Here is a 19,574-nt window from a genome sequence, read left to right on the forward strand (position 1 = left end):
TCCTATCGGGGAAGGAGTTCTGTGGCGGTGACCAGGACGATCTCCGAGAGGGACGCGTCGGCGCAGTAGATCTCGATGTCCCTGTCGTTGGCGAAGGCGGCTTCCCAGAGGATCTGCCGACAGCCGCCGCAGGGCAGGGTGACGCCGGTGTTGGGTGCGCCGGCGGTGACCAGGGCGAGGACGCGAAGGTCGAGCAGACCGGCCCGCCTGGCCATGTCGACCACGACGGGCTCCGCGCAGCCGTCGGCGAGGTCGGCCGTGGAGGCGGCGAACTCGGCGCCGGTGCCGTCGAGCAGTACCGCCCCCGCGTTCTCGTGCGGGTCGGCGATCAGCCGTGCCGCCTTCTCCAACAGGTGCCGGGCGTAGCCGGGAAATCCCGGTGCGAGGCGCAGCTCGATGGGGGCCATGGATCAGACGCCTTTCGCGATGAGCAACTGCGCGATGACGTCGGCCCATTGCTGCACCAGGACCTTCGCCTCGGGCCGGTCCATCCCGAGTTCATGGGGCAGCAGGGTGCTGTCGAAGGTCAGCACGCCCAGGGGCCGGGAGCGGTCGTGGAACGATCGCATGAGGGGCGCCGCGATGACCGTGCGGATGTCCGGATGGATCTGGCCGCGCAGCTCGGGGCTGTACTGGTTCAGATGATCGGGCGGAAGTTCACTGAACACGGCATGCCGCTGGGTGAATGCCTGCCCGCTGACGCCGAAGCTCGCGGGATACGAAACGATGCGTTCGGCGTCACCCGAAGCGTGATACGAATAATGCACCCGGAGCCGGTCGCCGTCGGGGTCGAATATCTTGACAAAACCGCGGATGTTACTGAGGGTGCTCGGAAAGACCAGGGATTTCGCGGCGGCTTTGAGAACTTCTTTGATCAGGTCGTCCGAACTGGCGACGAGGGTCCGGTCGGCGTGTGTGGAGATCCGGTACTGTAACGCCAGCAGGGCGAAGGCGAGCAGGCCGACCGCATGCCACATGCCGAGATCCGAGAAAGCGGCTCCCAAGCCGATCCCCCGGTCCTCGTCCATACGGGACGTCAGCACATTGATGTACAGTCCCGACACCGCGGCCACCAGAAACGTGATGACGAGGGTGGCCAGATGTGCGCGACGCGATATCCAGTCAATCATCGGTCAACCGTGTGGGACCGAGCTTGACCGCGGCGATCCCGGCGTTGATTCCACAGAAATCACCGCACATACCGCACTGGATCAAATGATCGTGCCGGCGCCCCCGTTGCGCCAGGGCTCTTTCGGCGCCTTCCGGATACACGGCCATTCTCCAGTCCCCCTTGCACCCCTGGGCCCATCTGGCGCGGCTCATCTGTCGCTCGCGCTCGAAATCCCCGAGCTTGGTGAGTTCCCCACAGGCCACGGCCACCCGGGTGGCGATGATGCCTTCCTCCATGTCTTCCCAGTTCGGAAGACCGATATGTTCCGCGCGGCTCATGGCGGTCACGACATCGGCGCCGTGCGCGACGGCGACGCTGGCGGCGATCGCTCCCGAGATGTGGTCGTAGCCGAGCGCGCGGTCCGTCGCCATGGGGAGCACGCGGTACGGCACTCCGCGGCAGTACGCCTTGGCCAGCCGGATGTAGGTGGGGATGGCCGACAGTGCGGCGTGGCCGAGGCCCTCGACCATGACGGGCACCCCGCGCGCCAGCGCGCGCTCGACCAGTTCCCCCATGCGCCGCATCTCACCGGCCATCAGCTCGTCCCACCCGTCGCAGACCGATCCGGCCCGGAAGGTGGTGCCCAGGGACAGCGTGACTCCTGCGTCGGCGAGGACGTCGAGCAGCTCGTCGAAGTGCTCGTAGTAGGGATTCTCGCGTCCTGTGAGGCGCATGTAGTTGGCGATGATTCCGCCGCCCTTGCTCGTCGTGGGGATGAGCCGGGCGTTGCGGTCGATCCGAGCGGTCTCCGCGCGGGTGAGAGAGGCGTGGACGGTCATCAGGTCCACGCCGCGTGCGGCCTGCTCGGCCACGAGGTCCACCATGCGCCGGGAGTCGAGCCGCGGCCATTCCCGTTTGGGATGGCGGCCGGCGAACTCGTAACAGCTCACGGTCGACAGACAGGCGTCGACGTCCGCGGCGACGCGGGCGTGGAATGCGGGTATGTCACCGTAGAAACTGTGGTCGGCGACGACGTCCGCTCCGGCGTTCGCCGCGGCCACGCACTTCTTGAACTCCACTTCGGTGGAATCGGACGACTGCGATGTGCCGACGCTCGCAATGATCACCGTACGTTCGCCTGCACCGCAGGGAAGGGGCCGACGGCCTCTGCCAGGATTCCCGATCCTGATCGTCCTCATGTGGCTTCCTTAAAGCCAGGACTCGTTTTCCGGTTTGAAGGACGGTGAGGTCACCACGAGGTATTCAGCGGAGCCCAGCAGACCATGACACTCTCCCTTTCGGATGATCACTGTGTCACCCGCGCGGGCGGTGTAGGTCTTCTTCCCGATGGTGACGGTGGCTTCACCGGAGAGGAAGTAGTACATTCTGTCGCTGACGTGGTTGACGCATACCGGATGACGTCCGTCCAATTTCGCCCGCGCCACATCGAAAGCGAAGTCCACCTCGTTGTACAGAGGCAGGATCTCTAAGTCGGCATTGACGCTTCGCGCCGCAACTTCCTGCGCTTTCACGATCAACCTCGGCCTCCAGATCTCCTCTTTGAGCCCAGTCGATTTGATGGTAGCAGCGGACAGTGGTCGGGTACAGACGCTCCGTGACACTGCGTCAGGGACTCCCCGGAGTGTCACCGCGCCAGTCGAAGCGGGCGGTGTCGGTGGGCCGCCGCACGTACAGGGTCCGGCCGCCCGGGCCGTAGCGGCCTATTTCCGTGGTGAGTTCCACCTCGCCCCGCTCGTGGTCGGTGCGGTCCGTGACGTCGAGCAGCAGGCCGTCGAGCGGGCCGCCCACCAGCTCGGCGTACGCGCGGTCCGGGCGGGGGCCCGCGTCGTCGTGATCGGCGCCGTACACCCGGCCCCGCAAGAACTCAGCCTCGTCCATGACGAGCAGCTTGGCACGACCCACTGACAACGCCCCGGGACAGCCGCCCGGAGCGGGGGCGAGGCCATGGGACATGGGAGCGGCAGGAGCGGTGGAAGCGGCAGGAGCGGTCTTCGGCCAAAGTGCGGGGCGGAAAGGGGCGCACGGAAGCGTTCTCCGCATCGCCCGCGCGTCGACGGGTAGCCCGCTCTCACTCGCACATCGGGGTGCAACGGGCTGGGGGGCGACCGTGACGGCAGGCGGGCGGGAGCGATTACCGGAGGGCGCGTCGGGGCGGGCCCGGCGGCGCCGGGCGGTGCGGGAGCTGCGAGCGGCGGGCCGTGCCGGGCCCCGGTTGGCGGAGGTCCTGCCGGCGCTCGCCCTGCTGGTCGTGGCCGTGTGCGCGCTGGTCGTGGGGCTGGTGCTGGTCGCCCGGACCTTCGGCGCCGGGGCCTGTGTCCCGGTCCTGCTGGTACTGGCCGCCACCGGTACGGTCGTACGGCGCCGGTCACGGCCGTACACCCGGCGGCGCGCAGGCCGCTACACCGCGCAGGAGCTGGCGGAGCTGGACATGCCGGCGCTGGTCGTGGCGGTGGCCCGGATGCTGCGGCGGGACGGCTGGCGGGTGCTGCCGCCGCCGCGCCACGACACCCTGCACCTCGCCGCCCGGGACGGCCGGGGGCGGGTACTCGACGTGGCGTTCCGTCCGGTGGCCGAACCGCTGCCCGACGAGGACGAGGCCTGTTCCTGCCGGGCGCGGGCGGCGGCGCGCGGGTGGTCCGGGCCCGCGCTGCGGCTCGTGGTGCACCGGGGCACGTTCACCCACCGCGACGAGGTGTGGGCCGCGCGCCGGGGCCACACGCATCTGATCGACGGCCCCCGGCTGCTGCTGTGGGCGGGCGGCACCCCCCTGGCCCAGCTCGCCGCGGACGCCGCTCCCCTGCCCCGGCGCGCCCGGCGGTGAGCCGCCCGCCCCTGGCGGGGGCTCGAAACGGGCCGCCGCCCGGGGCCTCGAGGGCCCGGGCGGCGGTCGTGGAGCGTTGTCCTGACCCGAGATCGATGAATGGCCAGGTCAGGGATGGCTGATGACCGGGGTCAGGGCGTCAGCTGCCAGTTCTGGATGTAACCCACGTCGATCGACGCACGGTCCTGGACGCGGAGCTTCCAGGTGCCGTTGAGCGGCTGGGCGGAGGCGTTGACGGTGAAGGTCTGGTCGACGTTGTCGGCGGAGCCGCCGCTGCGGTTGAGCAGCGAGTAGACCGTGCCGTTCGGGCCGACGAGGTCGACCGTCAGGTCACCGCGGTAGGTGTGGACGATGTTGACGTAGACCGAGGTGGTGGCGGAGGCGTTGCCGTCGCGGCCGGTGATGGTGACCGGGGACTCGACGGCGGCGCCGTTGTCGGGGATGTCGACCCGGGTGGCGTTGGCGTAGATGTACGCGATCCGCCAGCTGAAGGTGTCCGTGACGGACGCCCCCGTGCTGTCGGTGACCTTGAGGGTCACGTCACCGGTGCCGAGGGTGGTCGGCGTGCCCGAGATCAGACCGCTCGCGCTGATGCTCAGCCCGTCCGGCAGTCCGCTCGCCTCGTAGGTCAGGCCGGCGCCCGAGTTGGTGGTGTAGGCGTCCACCTGGAGGTTGACCGCCTGGCCGATGCCGCTGGTCTGGTCGGCGATCGGGGCGACGTTGACGCCGAGGGCGATCCGGTTGCCGACGTTGATGGCCGCCCAGGCGTCGGCGACGGCCAGGTAGGTCGGGCTGTAGGCGCCGAAGAGGTCGGCGGCGGCCGACAGGGTCGCGGTGCGGGCCCCGGCGTAGTTCGTCGACGAGGTCATGTACGTCGTCAGCGCCCGGTACCAGATCGCGGCGGCGTTGGTGATGCCGATGCCGGACACGGCCTGGCCGTCGTAGGTCGGGCTGTCGTAGGAGACGCCGTTGATCGTCTTGGCGCCGCTGCCCTCGGAGAGCAGGTAGAAGAAGTGGTTCGCGGGGCCCGAGGAGTAGTGGACGTCGACGCTGCCCAGGGTGGAGCTCCAGCTGTCGCGGGAGGAGCCGTCCTTGGAGGGCTTGTCCATGTAGCGCAGCGGGGTGCCGTTGCCGTTGATGTCGATCTTCTCGCCGACGAGGTAGTCGCCGGGGTCGGCCGGGAGGTTCTCGTAGAACTCGACGGCCGCGGCGAAGATGTCCGAGGTGGCCTCGTTCAGACCGCCGGACTCCCCGGAGTAGGTGAGGTTGGCGGTGGCGGCGGTGACGCCGTGGCTCATCTCGTGGGCGGCCACGTCGAGGGCGGTCAGCGGGTGGGTGTTGCCCGAGCCGTCGCCGTACGTCATGCAGAAGCAGCTGTCCTGCCAGAACGCGTTGACGTAGGAGTTGCCGTAGTGGGCGCGGCTGTAGGCGGCGACCCCGTCGTTACGGATGCCGTTGCGGCCGTAAACCTCTTTGTAGTAGTCCCAGGTGGCGGCGGCGCCGAAGGCCACGTCGACACCGGCGGTCTGGCGGTTGGACGGGGTGCCGTCGCCCCAGACATCGTTGTCGTCCGTGAAGAGGGTCCCGGTGCCCGAGGTGCCCTGGTTCAGGTCGTACGTCTTGTGTCCGGCGCGTTCGCCGTCGACGAGCTGGTACGTCGATCCGGAGGCGGTGGTGCCGAGCGGGACGCTGCCGGCGTACTGGCCGGTGCCGGTGCCGGTGTGCACCTTCTCGGCGGCGAGGATCTGCTTGCCCGTGCCGGCGTCGGTGACGACCTGGAGCTCGCTCGGGGTGCCGTCCTGCTGCACGCCCTCGACGAGGGTCTCCCAGGCGAGGACCGGCTTGCCGGTGCCGGCCCAGACGACGAGGCGGGGCGCGTTCTCCGTCCCGGCGCTCTTGACCTCGGCCTTCTTGGCGGCGGCGAGTGCCTTGCCGTCGGCGGAGGCCGCGGAGAGCTTCGGGGTGAGGGAGGACACCGCGAGGGTGGCATCGCTCGCCCTGCTGACCGTGGTGCGGCCGCTCCTGACGTGGACGACCAGGTCGCCGCCGAGGACGGGCAGCCCGGCGTAGGTGCGCTCGTAGCGGGTGTGGGTGGTGCCGTCGGCGTCCTGGATGACGTCCTTGACGACGAGCTTCTCCTGTCCGCCGAGGCCGAGCCGCTGGGCGGTCGTACCGGCGGCGGTCCGGGCGCTCTTGATCAGTGAGGCGCGGCGGGCCGGGGACAGGGCGATCGGTTCGGCGCCGGCACGGGGCGTGGCGGTGATCTTCGCGGGCCCTCGGTCGTCGGGCGCCGCGGAGGCGGTGCCGGTCTGGACCCCGAGGGTCAGCAGGGTGCCGGCGGTGGCGAGGGCGATGAGTGAGGCGCGTCTGCGCCGGGGGGTGGCAGGGTGTCGCCGGGGCAACGGTTTCTCCTTCGGTGCGACGGTCGGCCTCTGGTCGGGGCCGAGGTGGGGCGGACCGACGGGATGGGCCGGTCCGGTGCGCTGCACGACAGGCGGGTGGAAGGAGGTGGGGGGTGGCGGAGTGGGGGGTGAGGGGGCATCCACCTGATGAGGTGGATGTGAAGGAAGGGTGAATGCCCGCAGCAGAGTGGCACCGGGTGCACAGCTTTGTCATGGGAATGCCAAAACTTCGGCCGGAAATGACCAGGCCCGACTGGGGATTCGGCTCCGCGGACGCAGATTTTCGGCCGCCCGCCGTCGGCGGGATACGCCATACGGGTAAGCACTGCTCCGTTCGAGTGGTCGCCGTCCGCACATCGTCGTAGCGTCGGTACGGAACTCCCCGGGACGCACCCGGTCCCGGGACGGGCAGGCGGGCGGGAGCCGACATGCGACACGTCACGAGGACAGCGGTGATGCTCTGTGCGGCACTGGGACTCACCGCGGCGATCGGCACCGCCTCGGCCACGCCGGGCGCGCCGGCCGCCACGGCACGGCAGGTGGCCGCGCCGGTCCTGGTGGACTGCTTCTGGCACCCGCAGGTCCGGCCGAGCGCCTTCCTGCTGGCCTGCGGCGACGGCAACAGCCGGCTGACCTCGCTGCACTGGAGCCACTGGGGCACGCAGTCGGCACGGGCGAGCGGGATCAACGTCGTCAACGACTGCGATCCGTACTGCGCGGCCGGGCACTTCCACCCGTACGCCGTGAAGGTGACGCTCGACCATCCCAAGCCGTGGAAGAAGCACCCGCAGGTGCAGCACTACAGCCGGATGACCCTCACCTACACCGGGGCCCGGCCGGACCACTTCCCGCGTGTGGTGACCTACCCGCTCTGGGACTGAGCCGGGCTCACCCCATCAGGCCCGCGGCCACCGTCGCTCCCAGGTCCCAGCAGGCCTGGAGATCCGCCTTGCCCGGCTCCCCGGTGACGGCGACCGGTTCGGCCGCGCGGCGCCAGCCGAGGCCCGTGGTGACGGTCTCGACGGCGCGGACGGCGCCGGTGACGTCGTTGCCGCCGTGGACGTAGTAGCCGAAGGGGCGGCCCCGGGTGGTGTCGAGGCAGGGGTAGTAGACCTGGTCGAAGAAGTGTTTGAGCGCGCCCGACATGTACCCGAGGTTCGCGGGGGTGCCGAGCAGATAGCCGTCGGCCTCCAGGACGTCGGAGGCGGTGGCGGCGAGGGCGGCCCGCCGGACGACCCGTACGCCCTCGATCTCCGGGTCGGTCGCCCCCGAGACCACTGCCTCGAACAGCGCCTGGCAGTGGGGGGACGGGGTGTGATGAACGATCAGCAAGGTGGCCACGGCACGGAACCCTGCCTGCCGATCCGACCCACCGCAAGCGAGGGGCATCCGGTCAACTCCCACATCCCGGCGGTCAAAAAGTCGCGTGGATCTTCGTATTTCGAACGTCCTTGGGCCAGTCCCGGAGCACACGGCCCTCACGGCGCACCCGGTCCGTACGTTCGGTGGCACGAGCGGGTCCGGAGCGGTCCGGGCCCGTGCAACCGGCAGGAGGAGCGCCATGGCGAATGTGGAGATCTCTCTCAAGGAGATGATGACCGCGGTGGAGGGCGCGATGGGAGCCGCCGTCGTGGACTACACGAGCGGGATGGCCCTGGGCACCATGGGCGGCGGCAAGGACCTCGACCTGGCCGTGGCCGCCGCGGGCAACACCGATGTGATCCGGGCCAAGGTCCGCACCATGGAACACCTGGGCCTGAAGGGCGAGATCGAGGACATCCTGATCACCCTGGGCAGTCAGTACCACCTCATCCGGCTCGTCAAGGGCCGTACGGGCAGCGGGCTGTTCATCTATCTCGTGCTGGACCGGGAGCGTTCCAACCTGGCCATGGCCCGCCACCAGCTCAAGCGCATCGAGAACGAGATCGAGGTGTAGACACCCCCCGGGATCCTCGGCTTCGCACGCCCACGAATTGAAGATTTCTTCATCTCGACACATCCAGATCAGCGCATCACACGGGTGTGCGGAGCCCCCAGCCAGGAGGATCGGGACGCGGGATCCCGACGCAGGACCATGCGCGGCGGCGGACGACGCCGGGCCGCCGCGCAGGCGGGAACCATCCAGCGAACGCGGCAGGAGCGAGCGATTGACCATGCAGGTCCCCCTCTATCAGGCCAAGGCCGAGTTCTTCCGCATGCTCGGGCACCCGGTGCGCATCCGGGTCCTCGAACTGCTGCAGGGCGGCCCCGTCCCCGTACGGGACCTGCTCACCGAGATCGAGATCGAACCGTCCAGCCTGTCCCAGCAGCTGGCCGTGCTGCGGCGCTCCGGGATCGTGGTGTCGATCCGGGAGGGGTCGACCGTGAGCTACGCGCTCGCCGGCGGCGACGTGGCCGAACTGCTGCGGGCGGCCCGACGCATCCTCACCGAACTCCTCGCCGGCCAGAACGAGCTGCTGGCCGAGCTGCGCCAGGCCGATCCGCCGCTGCCGGTACCGCACGGCGGTGTCCGACGGCCGTGACGGTGGACCCGGCGCGGGCCGTGACGGACGGTGTGCGGCCGTCTTCAGCTTCGCTTCAGGTGGGCCCTGGAGCCTCGGCCGCATGCACGGACACGACCACGGACACCGACCCCGCACCCCCGAAGCCGAGCGCAGCCGCCGCTGGTTCATGAACAAGGCGCTGCTCGCCGGCGGAGTCGCCGCCGTGGCGACGATGACGGGATGCTCCTCGAACTCCTCCGGCGCGGCGGCCTCCGCCTCGTACGGGGGTCCCGGCGGCCAGATGCCCTCGGGCATGCCCTCCGGAGGGCCCGGCGGCGGCGCCGGCGGCATGGGTCCCGGGGCGAGCGAGGTCAAGTACGCGGACTTCACCGGGGTCACCACGGACGGCAAGGTCGTCGACGACCTGTACTCCGTCCACTCGACCGACGTCTCCACCGACAAGGTCGTCCAGGCCGCGCAGGACTTCCTGGACGGGCTGACCGGCAAGGAGCGCAAGGCGTCCGTCTTCGACGTGGACGACGACGAGTGGCTGAAATGGAGCAACGTCGACGGGTACGAGCGTCAGGGCGCCCGGATGGGAGACCTGACCGAGAAGAAGCGGAACCTCGGCTTCGCCCTGCTCGGCGCCGCTCTGTCCGCCGACGGGCTCACCCGGTCCCGCAACATCATGAAGCTCAACGGCTACCTGGGCGAGTACAGCGGCGGCGGCAAGGAGACCCTGACCGAGGGCGCGTACTTCTTCACCTTCATGGGGACCCCGTCCACCACCAAGCCCTGGGGCTTCCAGTACGAGGGCCACCACTTGGCCATCAACTACTTCGTCCTCGGCGACCAGGTCGTGATGACACCGACCTTCATGGGCTCGGAGCCGACCTCCGCCACCTACAACGGCGAGAAGATCACCCTCTTCAGGACCGAGACCAAGGCCGGGCTGACGCTGCTGCGGTCGCTGACCGCCGCCCAGCAGAAGAAGGTCGTCTCCTCGGAGGCCAAGGCCGGCGACAACTTCAAGGCCGGCGCCGGGCAGGACAACGCTCGGATCGCCTATCAGGGGCTGGCGGCCAAGGACTGGACCGAGGAGCAGCGGAACAACCTCCTCGACCTCGTCCGCGTCTATGTCGGCAACCTGGACGACGGCCACGCCGAGGTGAAGTTGACGGAGGTCGAGAAGCACCTCGACGACACATACTTCCACTGGATCGGCGAGACAAAGGATTCCTCCGCCTTCTACTACCGCGTGCACAGTCCGGTGGTCCTGATCGAGTACGACGCCCAGTCCCCCATCGCCTACGAGACCCAGAACCGCAACCCCACCCAACAGCACATCCACACCATCATCCGCACCCCCAACGGCGGCGACTACGGCGTGGACCTGCTCAAGCTGCACCTGGAGAACGACCACTAGGGCCGGTCGTCGTTCCCGGTCGAACGCCGGTGCGGAGGTCGAACGAAACAGACCAAAACGCCACGGTCCGCCACCCCTTCCGCCAGGTAGAAATATCTACCAGCATGCATATGCCGAGTCGGCACAGTGCGGCCGACGGCTTTGCCCGGTGCCGCGCTGGTCCGCGTCGCCGGGTCCCTGGGGACAGCACACGGAGCCGGACGAACGATGAGCGAAACGATGTGGGAACGCGGCGTGGAGTGGCTCTCCGCCGCCGCGACGGACCCTCGGGTCTGCAAACGGGAGTGGGACCAGGGCGACGGGATCGCCCTGCTCCAGGCCGGCCGGTACTGGGACGTGCTGAGCGTCCCCGACCGGCTCGGTCTGCTCACCCTGGATCTGCTGTGGCAGCCGGCGCTGCCGGTGCCGGGGCCGACTCTGGTGGACACCGCGGCCCATCGGGTGGGCTTCTTCCTGCCGCCCGACCCGGGCAGCCGATGGATCGGGGCGGGGCTGCGGCACGCCCGCCGGGGGTCCTGGGTCGCGGTGCCTCCGCCGTACCGGTCGGCCCGGTTCCTGGAGTGGCTCGTGCCACCGGACGGCACCGGCGCCCTGCACGCGCCCGGCACGCTGGAACTGGCACTGCGCCAGGCCAACGGCACACTGGCCGTGCTGACCCCGCTCGGCGCGGAGTAGCCTCCGGGGTTTTCAACTCATCAACGGGCAACGGCATTTCAGGCACTCGACGCAGAACCGAACAGAAGCCGGTCGCTTTCGGACCGAAGTCTCGCCCGGCCGTGCGAGATCGACGAATGACGGTGTGTACTGTGCTGCGAGAACCCCGATGCGACCCCTCCTGATGCGACCCTTCCTGGAAAACCCGAATCGATGATCGAATTACCGGACCTGGTGGCCGGCGGTCTGGCCGTCGGCACACTGTCCGCGCTCGCCCTGGGCGGCGGCCTGCTGCGGGCCCGGCGCGAACGCGCCCGCGCCCACGCGGAGATCGCCGCCCTGCGCACCCAACTCGACGGCACCGTCCGGGCGTTCACGGCCGAGGTCGAGCATCTGGCGGCCCACCGCGTACCCGCCGCCGCCCGCCAGGTGGCCCATCGGCATCTCGACGTCCCGGGCCCGCTCCAGCCGCTGACCGTCGGCACCCCGCTCGGTATCGCCCTGGAGAACGTGCTGCTCGCGCTGCAGTCCGAGGTGCTCGCCCAGCGCACCCGGGTCGACGCCGCCGCGCAGGCCGGGATGCGCGGCGCCACCCGGGAGATCCAGGCCGCCCTGTACCGCCTCCAGGACGCGCTGCGCGTGCTGCAACAGCGCTATGACGACCCGGAGCTGGCCCAGACCCTGTTCCGGCTCGACCACGAGAACGAGCAGTCGCTGCGCCGCGCCCAGGTCACCGCGGTGGTCTGCGGAGCCTGGGTGGGGCTCGCCCGCGAGGAGTCCCATGTCGTGGACGCGGTGACCGGCGGGCAGGCCCGGCTCGCGGGCTACCAGCGGGTGCGGGTCCACAACCATCTGGAGCCCGGCACCGCGCTCGTCTCGCACGCCGTCGAGCCGGTCGCGATCATCGTCGCCGAGCTCCTCGACAACGCGCTGCGGCACTCCTCCCCCGACACCGACGTCGTGGTCGGCCTGGAACACGTCCACCACGGCGTGTGCGTCACGATCGACGACGCGGGCCTCGGCATGACCCGCGACGAACGCGAGCGCGCCCAGCGGCTGGTGGCCGGCGACGAGCCGATCCTGCTGACCGCGCTGGGCGATCCGCCGCGCCTGGGACTGGCCGCGATCGGCCGCCTCACCCGCCAGTTCGACCTCGGCGTGGACGTCTCCTCGGCCTCCCCCTACGGCGGGGTGCGCGCGGTGCTGCGCGTCGACAGCCATCTGCTCAGCAAGGTCGACCCCGAGGAACGGCCCCCGGCGGCCAGCGCCCCGCGCACCACGCGCAGACCGGCACCTGAACGCACGGCCCCCTCCCACACGTACGGAACGGAGAACCCGGTCGCGGAGCCCGCCGGGCACCACGGCTCCCGGGACGCCGACGGCCTGCCCCAGCGCCGCCGCCGTACCCGGGCGGCCGTGCCCGAGGACTCCGCGGCCGTCCGGCCGGCCCGCCGTCCGGAGGAGGCCGCCGCCGCACTCGGCGCGCTGCAGTCCGGGACCGCGGCGGCCCGCTCCGGCGCGGACGAACCCGTCACCGAGCAGGTGGCCGGGGTCGACACCGACCAGACCGACCAGACCGACCACGCAGAAGGAGGAGCGGCCCGATGACCAGCCGCGACACGGGCGACACCGCATGGGTGCTGGAGCCGATCCTGCAGGTGCCGCACGTGGTGGCCGCCGTCATGCTCACCCGGGACGGTCTCGTGACCGGATACACCGACGCGCTGTCGCAGCCGTCGGCCGAACGGGTGGCCGCCATCACCAGCACCGTACAGGGGGCGTGCCGGACCGCCGCGGCCGCCTTCGCCGACCGGGATCGGGCGGAGGTGCGGCAGATCGTCATCGAGTCCGACCACGGGTACGTCCTCATCGTGCCGACGGACCACGGCACCTGTGTCGCGGCGTACGGCGGCGTCGAGGCGCGCCTCGACCTGCTGGCGCACCGCGTGCACTCCCAGGTGGCGCGACTGGGTGAGAAGGCCATGACGGCCGCGCCCAGAGGAGCCGACGACACCCCGCCGGCATGACCGGCCGCCCGGCCGGGCGCCCCCTGGTCCCCGCGTATCTGTCGACCGGGGGCGTGGCCCGGCCCAGCCGCCCGCACATGGAGCGGCTGACGGTGCTCGCCCTCACCGGCGAGCCGCCGCCCAAGGGCCCGCCCGAAGGCCCGCCCGAGGGACTGCCCGCCGCGGAACTCGCCCTGCTGGAAGCGCTGGAGGGCGGCTCGCTGGCCGTGGTGGAGGCGGCGGCGCTGCTGCGGCTCCCGGTGTCCGCGGTGCGGGTGCTGGCGGCCGACCTCGCCGACCGGCGCCTGGTACTCGCCCGGCCGCCCATCCCGCCCGCCGGGCGGTTCGACCCCGACCTGCTGAAGAGAGTGGCCGATGGCCTCCGCGCCCTCAAGCACGACTAGCGCACCCTCGAGCACCACCGGCGCACCCCGGACGACGGATCGCGTCCATCTTCCCGACACCGCCCGCGACCTGGTGAAGATCCTGGTCGCGGGGCCGTTCGGGGTGGGCAAGACGACCCTGATCGGCTCGGTGTCGGAGATCCGGCCGCTGCACACCGAGGAGCATCTGAGCGAGGCGTCCGCGGACGTGGACGATCTGGCCGGGGTGCGGGACAAGACGACGACGACCGTCGCGATCGACTTCGGCCGGCTGAGCCTGCCCGGCGGGGTGGTCCTGTATCTGTTCGGCACGCCCGGCCAGGAGCGGTTCCGGGCGCTGTGGGACGACATCGCCTACGGGGCGCTGGGCGCGCTGGTCCTGGTGGACAGCCGCCGGATCGACGCGTCGTTCGATGTGCTGGGGCTGGTCGAGGAGAGCGGACTGCCGTACGCGGTGGCGTTCAACGAGTTCCCGGACGCGCCCCGGCACCACGGGGTGGAGCAGCTGCGCCGGGCCCTGGACCTGGAGGCGGACACCCCGATGGTGACCTGCGACGCGCGGGACGCGAACTCCTCGATCGACGCGTTACTGGCGCTGGTCGACCATCTGCTCACCCGTGACCCGGTGGAGGCCCGGTGACCGCCTATCCCCCGGACCGGCGGGACTTCTCGCGCTCGGCGCCGGTGCGCCTGTGGGAGGAGGGCTTCGCCTCGGACCCGCGCCACTACTACGGCGCGCTGCGCGCCCAGGGGCCGGTGGGCTGGGCGGAGCTGGCGCCCGGGGTGCCCGCGTACGTGGTGACGGACCGGCGGGCCGCGCTGGACGTGCTGCACGACGACGAGACGTTCTCGCACGACCCGAGGGCCTGGGAGACCACCGTCCCGGTCGACTCGCCGGTGCTCGGCATGATGCGCTGGCGGCCCAACGCGCTGTTCTCCGACGGCGCCGCCCACGCCCGCTACCGCACCACGCTGATCGATGTGTTCGACCTGGTGGAGCCGTACGATCTGCGCGGCCGGGTGCACCGGGCGGTACGCCTGCTCGCGGGCCGGATCGGTCCGCGCGGCGAGGCCGATCTGGTCGGGGACTTCGCGCGCCCGCTGCTGGCGCTGGTGCTCAACGACCTGTTCGGACTGCCGGACCACGAGGGCGACCGGCTCAACGACAGCCTGGGCAAGATGATGGAGGGCGGCGCGCAGGCCGCCGAGGGCGAGGCCCAGTACGCCCAGTACGTCCTGGAACTGATCGACGCCAAGGCGCGCACACCGGGGGACGATCTGCCGAGCCGGCTGCTGGACCATCCGGCCCGGCTGACCCGCGAGGAGGTCACCTGGCAGGTGTTCCTCACTCTCGGGGCGGGCTACGAGCCGACCGCGAACCTGCTGTCCAACACCCTGTCCCGGATCCTCGGCAACCCGGCCTACTACTCCACCCTCACCAGCGGCGCCCGCCCGGTGCTGGACGCGGTGGTGGAGGTGCTGCACCACGAGACCCCGCTCGCCAACTACGGCATCTACTACGCGCGCAGACCCGTCTCCTTCCACGGGGTGTGGCTGCGGGACGCGGTGCCCGTGGTGGTGTCGTACGGGGCGCTCGGGCACTTCTCGGAGCAGGAGGTCACCGAGGGCCGGCATCCGAACGACGCCTCGCACCTGTCGTGGGGCGCGGGCGCGCACGCCTGCCCGGTCAAGCAGCACACGCTGCTGCTCGTGACCGAGGCGATCGAGCAGCTCACCCAGTGGCTGCCGGACCTGGACCCGGTGCTGCCCCGCGCACGGCTGTCCTGGCGGCCCGGGCCGTTCCATCGCTCGCTGACCGCCCTGCCCGTCCGTTTCAGCCCGCGCTCGCCCTCGTCCGACCAGCCGTTCGACCAGCGGTTGCACCAGCCGTTCGACCAGCCAGGAGTGCCTTCGTGACCGTGACCGACCGCATCGCCCTCGACCCGCTCGGTGCCGACATCACCGCCGAGAGCGCCCGGCTGCGTGCCCTCGGCGCGGTCGTGCCCGTCGAGCTGCCCGGCGGCATCCCCGCCTGGGCGCCCACCCGGTACGACACGCTGAAACAGCTGATCCTCGACCCCGAGGTCAGCAAGGACCCGCGCAAGCACTGGCGGCTGTGGCCGGAGCTCGGCGAGCACCCGTCCTGGGGCTGGATCCTCGGCTGGGTCGGGGTGGTCAACATGCTGTCCACGTACGGCGCCGACCACACGCGGCTGCGCAGGCTGGTCGCGCCGAGCTTCACGCACCGGCGCACCGAGGCGCTGCGGGAGCGGGTGGAGGCGATCACCGCCGAGCTGCTGGACGACCTGGAGCGGGGCGGCGAGGTGGTGGACCTGAGGGCGGGGCTCGCGCACCCGCTGCCGATGCGGATCATCTGCGAGCTGTTCGGGGTGCCGGAGGAGATGCGGGACTCCGTCGCCCGGCTGATCGCGGCGATCATGGACACCTCGGATCCGAGCCCGGAGCACGCCGCCTTCGTGCAGGAGCAGATCGGCGCGGTCCTCGGCGGGCTGATCGCCCACAAGTCGGAGCACCCGGGCGACGACATGACGACCGAGCTGATCCGGGTGCGCGACGAGGACGGGGACCGCCTCGGCGACGAGGAGCTGCTGTACACGCTGCTGCTGGTCATCGGGGCCGGGTTCGAGACGACCGTGAACCTCGTCGGGAACGCGGTGGTGGCGCTGCTGGGCCGGCCCGAGCAGCTGGCGGCGGTGCGCGGCGGGGAGATCTCCTGGGACGCGGTGATCGACGAGACGCTGCGGGCGCACCCCTCGATCGCCTCGCTGCCGTTGCGGTTCGCGGTGAGTGATCTGAAGGTCGGCGAGGTGACGATCCCGGCCGGGGACGCGATCATCACGACGTACGCCGCGGCGAATGTGGACCCGGAGCACTACGGGCCCGACGCGGACGTGTTCGACGCGACGCGCGCGGCGGAGGACCATCTGTCGTTCGGGATCGGGGTGCACCGCTGCATCGGGGCGCCGCTGGCGCGGATGGAGGCGTCGATCGCGCTGAGCGCGCTGTTCGAGCGGTTCCCGGAACTGCGGGCGGCGGACGGAAAGCTGGAGCAGGTGCCGTCGTTCATCGCGTACGGCTGGCAGGAGATCCCCGTGCGGCTGCGCGGCTGACGGCGCACGCGAGGGTGCGACCAGTCCCCCGTACCGGTCGCGCCCCCGCGGTGCTTCGAACCTACGTGCCTGATGACGGGCTTGTGAATCGTGGCAATGCCCGTTTGCGGGTGCCGAGGACTCAGTTGTGCACAGGTGAGTCCGGATGGCCCGATTCCATGGCCTGTCCCTGGCCCTCAGCGGTCCCCGCGCAGGTCGGGCTGGTCGAGTTCACGGGTCGCGAGATGCGCGAGGACGACTTCGTAGAGGTCGCTGCCCGAGGCGAGGAGCTGGCGTTCGAGGACGGGTTCGGCGCTGCGGACGTGTTCGCGCACGGTCTGGGCGTGCACGCCGAGCAGCTGCGCGGCGCGTTCGGCGTTGCCGCCGGCGGCGATCCAGGCGCGCAGGGTGCGGCGCAGATCGCGGGCGTCGGTGTCCAGGCGGGCCAGCAGGTCCCTGGCCCAGGTGCCGAGGGCGGGTCCGGTGAGCAGGTCGCCGAGCCGGGCGGGGGCGGCCTGGCGGCCCGTGGCGTCCTCGGTGAGGGCGACCTCGGTGTTGAGTGCCAGATGGACGGTGGCCCGGACCGTGAGGTCGGAGAAGTCGGTGCCGAGCAGGTTCTCGACGCGTTCCATGCGGGCGCGGACGGTGTTGCGGCTGACGCCGAGCACCTTCGCGGCGCTGACGGCGGTGAACTCCAGGCCGAGCCGGGTGGTGGCGAGGAGTTCGGCACGGGTGTGGTGCGGGAGGGTGTCGAGGGGGCGCAGCAGCCGGGTGGTCCAGGAGCGCAGGACGTCGGGGTCCATCAGGCGTTCGGGGTGGGTGCGCTCGGCGTAGACGGCGCTCTGGTCGGGGCGGAAGCGGGCGACGGCGAGCGCGCTGACGGCTTGGCCGTAGGCGGTGGCGGTGCCGGCGAGACTCTGCCGGGCGCTGCCGCCGAGCAGCGCGTCGGGGGTGTCGTGGCACACGGCGCGCAGTGCGGCGGCCGTGGTGTCGTCGGGGACGACGACGATGACATGGCCGTCCATGGCCGGGCAGCGGACGACGAGGGCCTCGTCGCCGGTGGCCGCGACGCAGGCCTCGGCGAGGCGGTCGCGGTCGGCGGGGCTGGTCTCGACGACGTAGACGCAGGCGGTGTCGGTGTCGAGCAGGCCGGGCCAGAGTCCGGCGGCGACCCGGCGGGCGGAGACGATGTCCTCGACCATGAGCAGTTGCAGGATCGCCAGGCGCAGGTCGGCGGTGGCGCGGGCGAGGCGGTCTCCGGTGGCCACGGTCTGCTGGGCGCGCAGCAGCAGCTCCAGGACGCTCGCGGCGCGCTGGAGGATGTCGGCGGCGCGCCGGTCGTAGGGGGAGGTCCGGCTGACGGCGAGGACACCGGCCGTGCCGGGGCCGGGGAGCTCGACCCTGACGAGCCGCAGATGGCGGCCGTCGCCCTCCCAGGCGGCGGAGGCGAGGCGGCCGCAGACGAGGTCGGCGAACAGGTCCTCGTCCAGCGGCATCCGCTCGCCGGCGAGGGGCTCTCCGCCGCGGTCCAGCAGGGACACCCTCGCGTCGAGGGTGGTGGCCAGCCAGCCGACGATCCGGCGGACGCCGGACCCGGCGGGGCGCAGGTGGTCGAGGAGTTCCTGCGCCCATGAGGAGTCCGCGCCGCCCGTCGCCTCGGTGTGGCGGTTCCCGTCGTCCCGGCCGGCCATGCGCGCGCTCTTCTCGTCCCGCCCGGCCCGCTCGGGACCGGGACCAGTCATTTCGGTCGGGGACGTTACCTCACACGAACACCGGGTCCGAGCTCAGGCGGCTGGGGCGCGATCTCAGGGGGTGGCGGGACGGGACCCCGGACACGCGGCGCGGATCCCTCGCGTCGTCGGTGGGGGTGGGGCGAGAGGTGCGCCGTACGATGGGGCCGTGGCCCATCTGCGTGCCGCCCAGAAGGAGAGGACCCGTCGGCTGCTGCTGTCGACGGCCCTGGAGCTGTTCGGGAAGCACGGCTACGCGGGGACGACGGTCGACGACATCGCGAGGGCCGCGGGCACCACCCGGGTGACCTTCTACGCGTACTTCCCCTCCCGCACGGCCCTGATGACGGCGCTCTGCGCCGAGCTGGCGGAGCTGACCGTCGAGGACACCGAGGGTCTGGTCGGCGTCGTGCGCGAGGGCGGGCGGGACGGCATCGGGGCCTGGCTGGGCGCCACGGCGGAGCGCTGGCCGGCGACCCGGCCGTACGTCCTGGCCGCGGAGGAGGCGGCGGCCGTGGACGCGGAGGTGCGTGAGCTGGTGGAGGGCCGGTTCGACGGGCTGGTCGCCGACGTCCAGGCCGCCCTCGACCGGGCCGGCCGGTTCGATCCGGGCTCCCGGCGCATCCGCGGCTTCCTCGCGCTCGCCCAGCTCGACCGGCTGGCCCGGCAGTGGATGCGGCACGGCTGGCAGGGCGAGCCGGAGACCGCGCTCGGTCTGCTCACGGACAGCTGGGTGCAGCTGCTCGGCCGATCCACGGAATAGGGTCCACGGATAAGCTCGGCCAATGGCCAAGTACTACGACGTGCACCCCGACAACCCCCAGCCGCGCACCATCGCTCAGATCGCGCAGGCCATCCGGGAGGACGCGCTGATCGCGTACCCGACGGACTCCTGCTACGCGCTGGGCTGCCGGCTGGGCAGCAAGGACGGCATCGACCGGATCCGGGCCATCCGCAAACTGGACGACCGGCACCACTTCACACTCGTGTGCCAGGACTTCGCCCAGCTCGGGCAGTTCGTGCGGGTGGACAACGACGTGTTCCGCGCGGTCAAGGCGACGACGCCGGGCAGCTACACCTTCATCCTCCCGGCGACGAGGGAGGTGCCGCGCATGCTCCAGCACCCGAAGAAGAAGACGGTGGGCGTGCGCATCCCCGACCACGTCGTCACCCAGGCGCTCCTCACCGAGCTCGGCGAACCCCTGCTGTCGAGCACGCTGTTGCTGCCCGGCGAGGAGGAGCCGATGACGCAGGGCTGGGAGATCAAGGACCAGCTCGACCATGTGGTGGACGGGGTGGTCGACTCCGGGGACTGCGGCACCGAGCCGACCACGGTCATCGACTTCTCCGAGGGCGAGGCGGTGGTCGTCCGGCACGGGGCCGGGGACACCTCGCGGTTCGAGTGAGCCGGCGGCCGGCGACAGCCG

22 protein-coding genes are annotated in these 19,574 nt (G+C 71.3%); 14 read left to right on the top strand and 8 right to left on the bottom strand.

Going from position 1 to position 19,574, the window contains the following annotated elements; genetic code table 11:
* Nucleotides 1–2 precede the first annotated feature (2 nt).
* The 5 genes from ABZ464_RS20390 to ABZ464_RS20410 all read right to left on the bottom strand — a co-directional run bounded on the left by ABZ464_RS20390 (nt 3) and on the right by ABZ464_RS20410 (nt 3,010).
* Nucleotides 3–407 carry a hypothetical protein gene (locus ABZ464_RS20390; RefSeq protein WP_359278879.1) on the bottom strand — a complete coding sequence of 135 codons (405 nt, stop codon included), beginning with the start codon at nt 405–407 and terminating at the stop codon, nt 3–5.
* A gap of 3 nt (nt 408–410) precedes the next feature.
* Nucleotides 411–1,130 carry a GAF domain-containing protein gene (locus ABZ464_RS20395; RefSeq protein WP_359278881.1) on the bottom strand — a complete coding sequence of 240 codons (720 nt, stop codon included), beginning with the start codon at nt 1,128–1,130 and terminating at the stop codon, nt 411–413.
* Nucleotides 1,123–2,310: a phosphomethylpyrimidine synthase ThiC gene (locus tag ABZ464_RS20400; RefSeq protein ID WP_359278883.1), complete on the bottom strand. Its 1,188-nt coding sequence runs from the start codon at nt 2,308–2,310 to the stop codon at nt 1,123–1,125. The genes ABZ464_RS20395 and ABZ464_RS20400 overlap by 8 nt, the downstream gene beginning before the upstream one ends.
* Before the next feature lie 9 nt (nt 2,311–2,319).
* Nucleotides 2,320–2,643, bottom strand: a complete 324-nt coding sequence (locus tag ABZ464_RS20405) for a cupin domain-containing protein (protein WP_359278885.1) — start codon at nt 2,641–2,643, stop codon at nt 2,320–2,322.
* Between the two features lie 94 nt (nt 2,644–2,737).
* On the bottom strand, nt 2,738–3,010 hold the full coding sequence (locus tag ABZ464_RS20410; RefSeq protein ID WP_359278887.1) for a hypothetical protein: 273 nt from the start codon (nt 3,008–3,010) through the stop codon (nt 2,738–2,740).
* Nucleotides 3,011–3,239: 229 nt separating this feature from the next.
* Between ABZ464_RS20410 and ABZ464_RS20415 the strand changes: the two genes are divergently transcribed.
* Nucleotides 3,240–3,953, top strand: a complete 714-nt coding sequence (locus tag ABZ464_RS20415) for a hypothetical protein (RefSeq protein WP_359278889.1) — start codon at nt 3,240–3,242, stop codon at nt 3,951–3,953.
* A 131-nt stretch (nt 3,954–4,084) separates the two neighbouring features.
* On the opposite strand, the gene ABZ464_RS20420 is transcribed toward ABZ464_RS20415, so the two are convergent.
* Nucleotides 4,085–6,355 (bottom strand): M4 family metallopeptidase, encoded by a 2,271-nt coding sequence (locus ABZ464_RS20420; RefSeq protein WP_359278891.1) that lies wholly within the window; start codon nt 6,353–6,355, stop codon nt 4,085–4,087.
* A gap of 428 nt (nt 6,356–6,783) precedes the next feature.
* Between ABZ464_RS20420 and ABZ464_RS20425 the strand changes: the two genes are divergently transcribed.
* A complete protein-coding gene (locus tag ABZ464_RS20425; RefSeq protein ID WP_359278893.1) occupies nt 6,784–7,236 on the top strand; it encodes a hypothetical protein in 453 nt (150 codons plus the stop codon).
* A gap of 7 nt (nt 7,237–7,243) precedes the next feature.
* Here ABZ464_RS20425 and ABZ464_RS20430 read toward each other — a convergent pair whose 3' ends face one another.
* Nucleotides 7,244–7,696: an NAD(P)H-dependent oxidoreductase gene (locus tag ABZ464_RS20430; RefSeq protein ID WP_359278895.1), complete on the bottom strand. Its 453-nt coding sequence runs from the start codon at nt 7,694–7,696 to the stop codon at nt 7,244–7,246.
* Nucleotides 7,697–7,916: 220 nt separating this feature from the next.
* On the opposite strand from ABZ464_RS20430, the gene ABZ464_RS20435 reads away from it, so the two are divergent.
* The 10 genes from ABZ464_RS20435 (at nt 7,917) to ABZ464_RS20480 (ending at nt 16,438) form a co-directional block, all read left to right on the top strand.
* Nucleotides 7,917–8,291: a hypothetical protein gene (locus tag ABZ464_RS20435; protein ID WP_055633293.1), complete on the top strand. Its 375-nt coding sequence runs from the start codon at nt 7,917–7,919 to the stop codon at nt 8,289–8,291.
* A 217-nt stretch (nt 8,292–8,508) separates the two neighbouring features.
* Entirely contained in the window at nt 8,509–8,877 is a 369-nt protein-coding gene (locus ABZ464_RS20440) for a metalloregulator ArsR/SmtB family transcription factor (protein ID WP_359279009.1), read from the top strand.
* An 82-nt stretch (nt 8,878–8,959) separates the two neighbouring features.
* Nucleotides 8,960–10,264 (top strand): DUF3500 domain-containing protein, encoded by a 1,305-nt coding sequence (locus tag ABZ464_RS20445; RefSeq protein WP_359278897.1) that lies wholly within the window; start codon nt 8,960–8,962, stop codon nt 10,262–10,264.
* A 207-nt stretch (nt 10,265–10,471) separates the two neighbouring features.
* On the top strand, nt 10,472–10,939 hold the full coding sequence (locus ABZ464_RS20450; protein ID WP_359278899.1) for a hypothetical protein: 468 nt from the start codon (nt 10,472–10,474) through the stop codon (nt 10,937–10,939).
* A 192-nt stretch (nt 10,940–11,131) separates the two neighbouring features.
* Nucleotides 11,132–12,526 (top strand): ATP-binding protein, encoded by a 1,395-nt coding sequence (locus tag ABZ464_RS20455; protein ID WP_359278901.1) that lies wholly within the window; start codon nt 11,132–11,134, stop codon nt 12,524–12,526.
* Nucleotides 12,523–12,945, top strand: coding sequence for a roadblock/LC7 domain-containing protein (locus ABZ464_RS20460; RefSeq protein ID WP_359278903.1), 423 nt, complete (start codon nt 12,523–12,525; stop codon nt 12,943–12,945). Before ABZ464_RS20455 ends, ABZ464_RS20460 begins: the two co-directional genes overlap by 4 nt.
* The gene (locus tag ABZ464_RS20465; RefSeq protein WP_359278905.1) at nt 12,942–13,328 is read left to right on the top strand and encodes a DUF742 domain-containing protein; all 387 of its coding nucleotides are present in this window, start codon (nt 12,942–12,944) and stop codon (nt 13,326–13,328) included. Before ABZ464_RS20460 ends, ABZ464_RS20465 begins: the two co-directional genes overlap by 4 nt.
* Complete coding sequence (locus ABZ464_RS20470; protein ID WP_359278907.1) at nt 13,300–13,947, top strand: ATP/GTP-binding protein; 648 nt, start codon at nt 13,300–13,302, stop codon at nt 13,945–13,947. The genes ABZ464_RS20465 and ABZ464_RS20470 overlap by 29 nt, the downstream gene beginning before the upstream one ends.
* Nucleotides 13,944–15,224, top strand: coding sequence for a cytochrome P450 (locus ABZ464_RS20475; protein ID WP_359278909.1), 1,281 nt, complete (start codon nt 13,944–13,946; stop codon nt 15,222–15,224). Before ABZ464_RS20470 ends, ABZ464_RS20475 begins: the two co-directional genes overlap by 4 nt.
* On the top strand, nt 15,221–16,438 hold the full coding sequence (locus ABZ464_RS20480) for a cytochrome P450 (RefSeq protein WP_359278911.1): 1,218 nt from the start codon (nt 15,221–15,223) through the stop codon (nt 16,436–16,438). The genes ABZ464_RS20475 and ABZ464_RS20480 overlap by 4 nt, the downstream gene beginning before the upstream one ends.
* Before the next feature lie 176 nt (nt 16,439–16,614).
* On the opposite strand, the gene ABZ464_RS20485 is transcribed toward ABZ464_RS20480, so the two are convergent.
* Nucleotides 16,615–18,108, bottom strand: coding sequence for a helix-turn-helix domain-containing protein (locus ABZ464_RS20485; protein WP_359279011.1), 1,494 nt, complete (start codon nt 18,106–18,108; stop codon nt 16,615–16,617).
* A gap of 208 nt (nt 18,109–18,316) precedes the next feature.
* Between ABZ464_RS20485 and ABZ464_RS20490 the strand changes: the two genes are divergently transcribed.
* Both ABZ464_RS20490 and ABZ464_RS20495 read left to right on the top strand, forming a co-directional pair.
* Nucleotides 18,317–18,910, top strand: coding sequence for a helix-turn-helix domain-containing protein (locus tag ABZ464_RS20490; RefSeq protein ID WP_359278913.1), 594 nt, complete (start codon nt 18,317–18,319; stop codon nt 18,908–18,910).
* A gap of 22 nt (nt 18,911–18,932) precedes the next feature.
* Nucleotides 18,933–19,553, top strand: a complete 621-nt coding sequence (locus ABZ464_RS20495; RefSeq protein WP_359278915.1) for an L-threonylcarbamoyladenylate synthase — start codon at nt 18,933–18,935, stop codon at nt 19,551–19,553.
* Nucleotides 19,554–19,574 lie beyond the last annotated feature (21 nt).

The sequence above is a fragment of the Streptomyces sp. NPDC005820 genome, assembly GCF_040630255.1.
Lineage (GTDB): Bacteria > Actinomycetota > Actinomycetes > Streptomycetales > Streptomycetaceae > Streptomyces.

Excerpts from the sequence above, each read along its gene's own strand:
- ABZ464_RS20390 (WP_359278879.1), bottom strand. The coding sequence starts at position 407 with ATGGCCCCCATCGAGCTGCGCCTCGCACCGGGATTTCCCGGCTACGCC.
- ABZ464_RS20395 (WP_359278881.1), bottom strand. The coding sequence starts at position 1,130 with ATGATTGACTGGATATCGCGTCGCGCACATCTGGCCACCCTCGTCATC.
- ABZ464_RS20400 (WP_359278883.1), bottom strand. The coding sequence starts at position 2,310 with ATGAGGACGATCAGGATCGGGAATCCTGGCAGAGGCCGTCGGCCCCTT.
- ABZ464_RS20410 (WP_359278887.1), bottom strand. The coding sequence starts at position 3,010 with ATGGACGAGGCTGAGTTCTTGCGGGGCCGGGTGTACGGCGCCGATCAC.
- ABZ464_RS20425 (WP_359278893.1), top strand. The coding sequence starts at position 6,784 with ATGCGACACGTCACGAGGACAGCGGTGATGCTCTGTGCGGCACTGGGA.
- ABZ464_RS20435 (WP_055633293.1), top strand. The coding sequence starts at position 7,917 with ATGGCGAATGTGGAGATCTCTCTCAAGGAGATGATGACCGCGGTGGAG.
- ABZ464_RS20440 (WP_359279009.1), top strand. The coding sequence starts at position 8,509 with ATGCAGGTCCCCCTCTATCAGGCCAAGGCCGAGTTCTTCCGCATGCTC.
- ABZ464_RS20445 (WP_359278897.1), top strand. The coding sequence starts at position 8,960 with ATGCACGGACACGACCACGGACACCGACCCCGCACCCCCGAAGCCGAG.
- ABZ464_RS20450 (WP_359278899.1), top strand. The coding sequence starts at position 10,472 with ATGAGCGAAACGATGTGGGAACGCGGCGTGGAGTGGCTCTCCGCCGCC.
- ABZ464_RS20455 (WP_359278901.1), top strand. The coding sequence starts at position 11,132 with ATGATCGAATTACCGGACCTGGTGGCCGGCGGTCTGGCCGTCGGCACA.
- ABZ464_RS20460 (WP_359278903.1), top strand. The coding sequence starts at position 12,523 with ATGACCAGCCGCGACACGGGCGACACCGCATGGGTGCTGGAGCCGATC.
- ABZ464_RS20465 (WP_359278905.1), top strand. The coding sequence starts at position 12,942 with ATGACCGGCCGCCCGGCCGGGCGCCCCCTGGTCCCCGCGTATCTGTCG.
- ABZ464_RS20470 (WP_359278907.1), top strand. The coding sequence starts at position 13,300 with ATGGCCTCCGCGCCCTCAAGCACGACTAGCGCACCCTCGAGCACCACC.
- ABZ464_RS20485 (WP_359279011.1), bottom strand. The coding sequence starts at position 18,108 with ATGGCCGGCCGGGACGACGGGAACCGCCACACCGAGGCGACGGGCGGC.
- ABZ464_RS20495 (WP_359278915.1), top strand. The coding sequence starts at position 18,933 with ATGGCCAAGTACTACGACGTGCACCCCGACAACCCCCAGCCGCGCACC.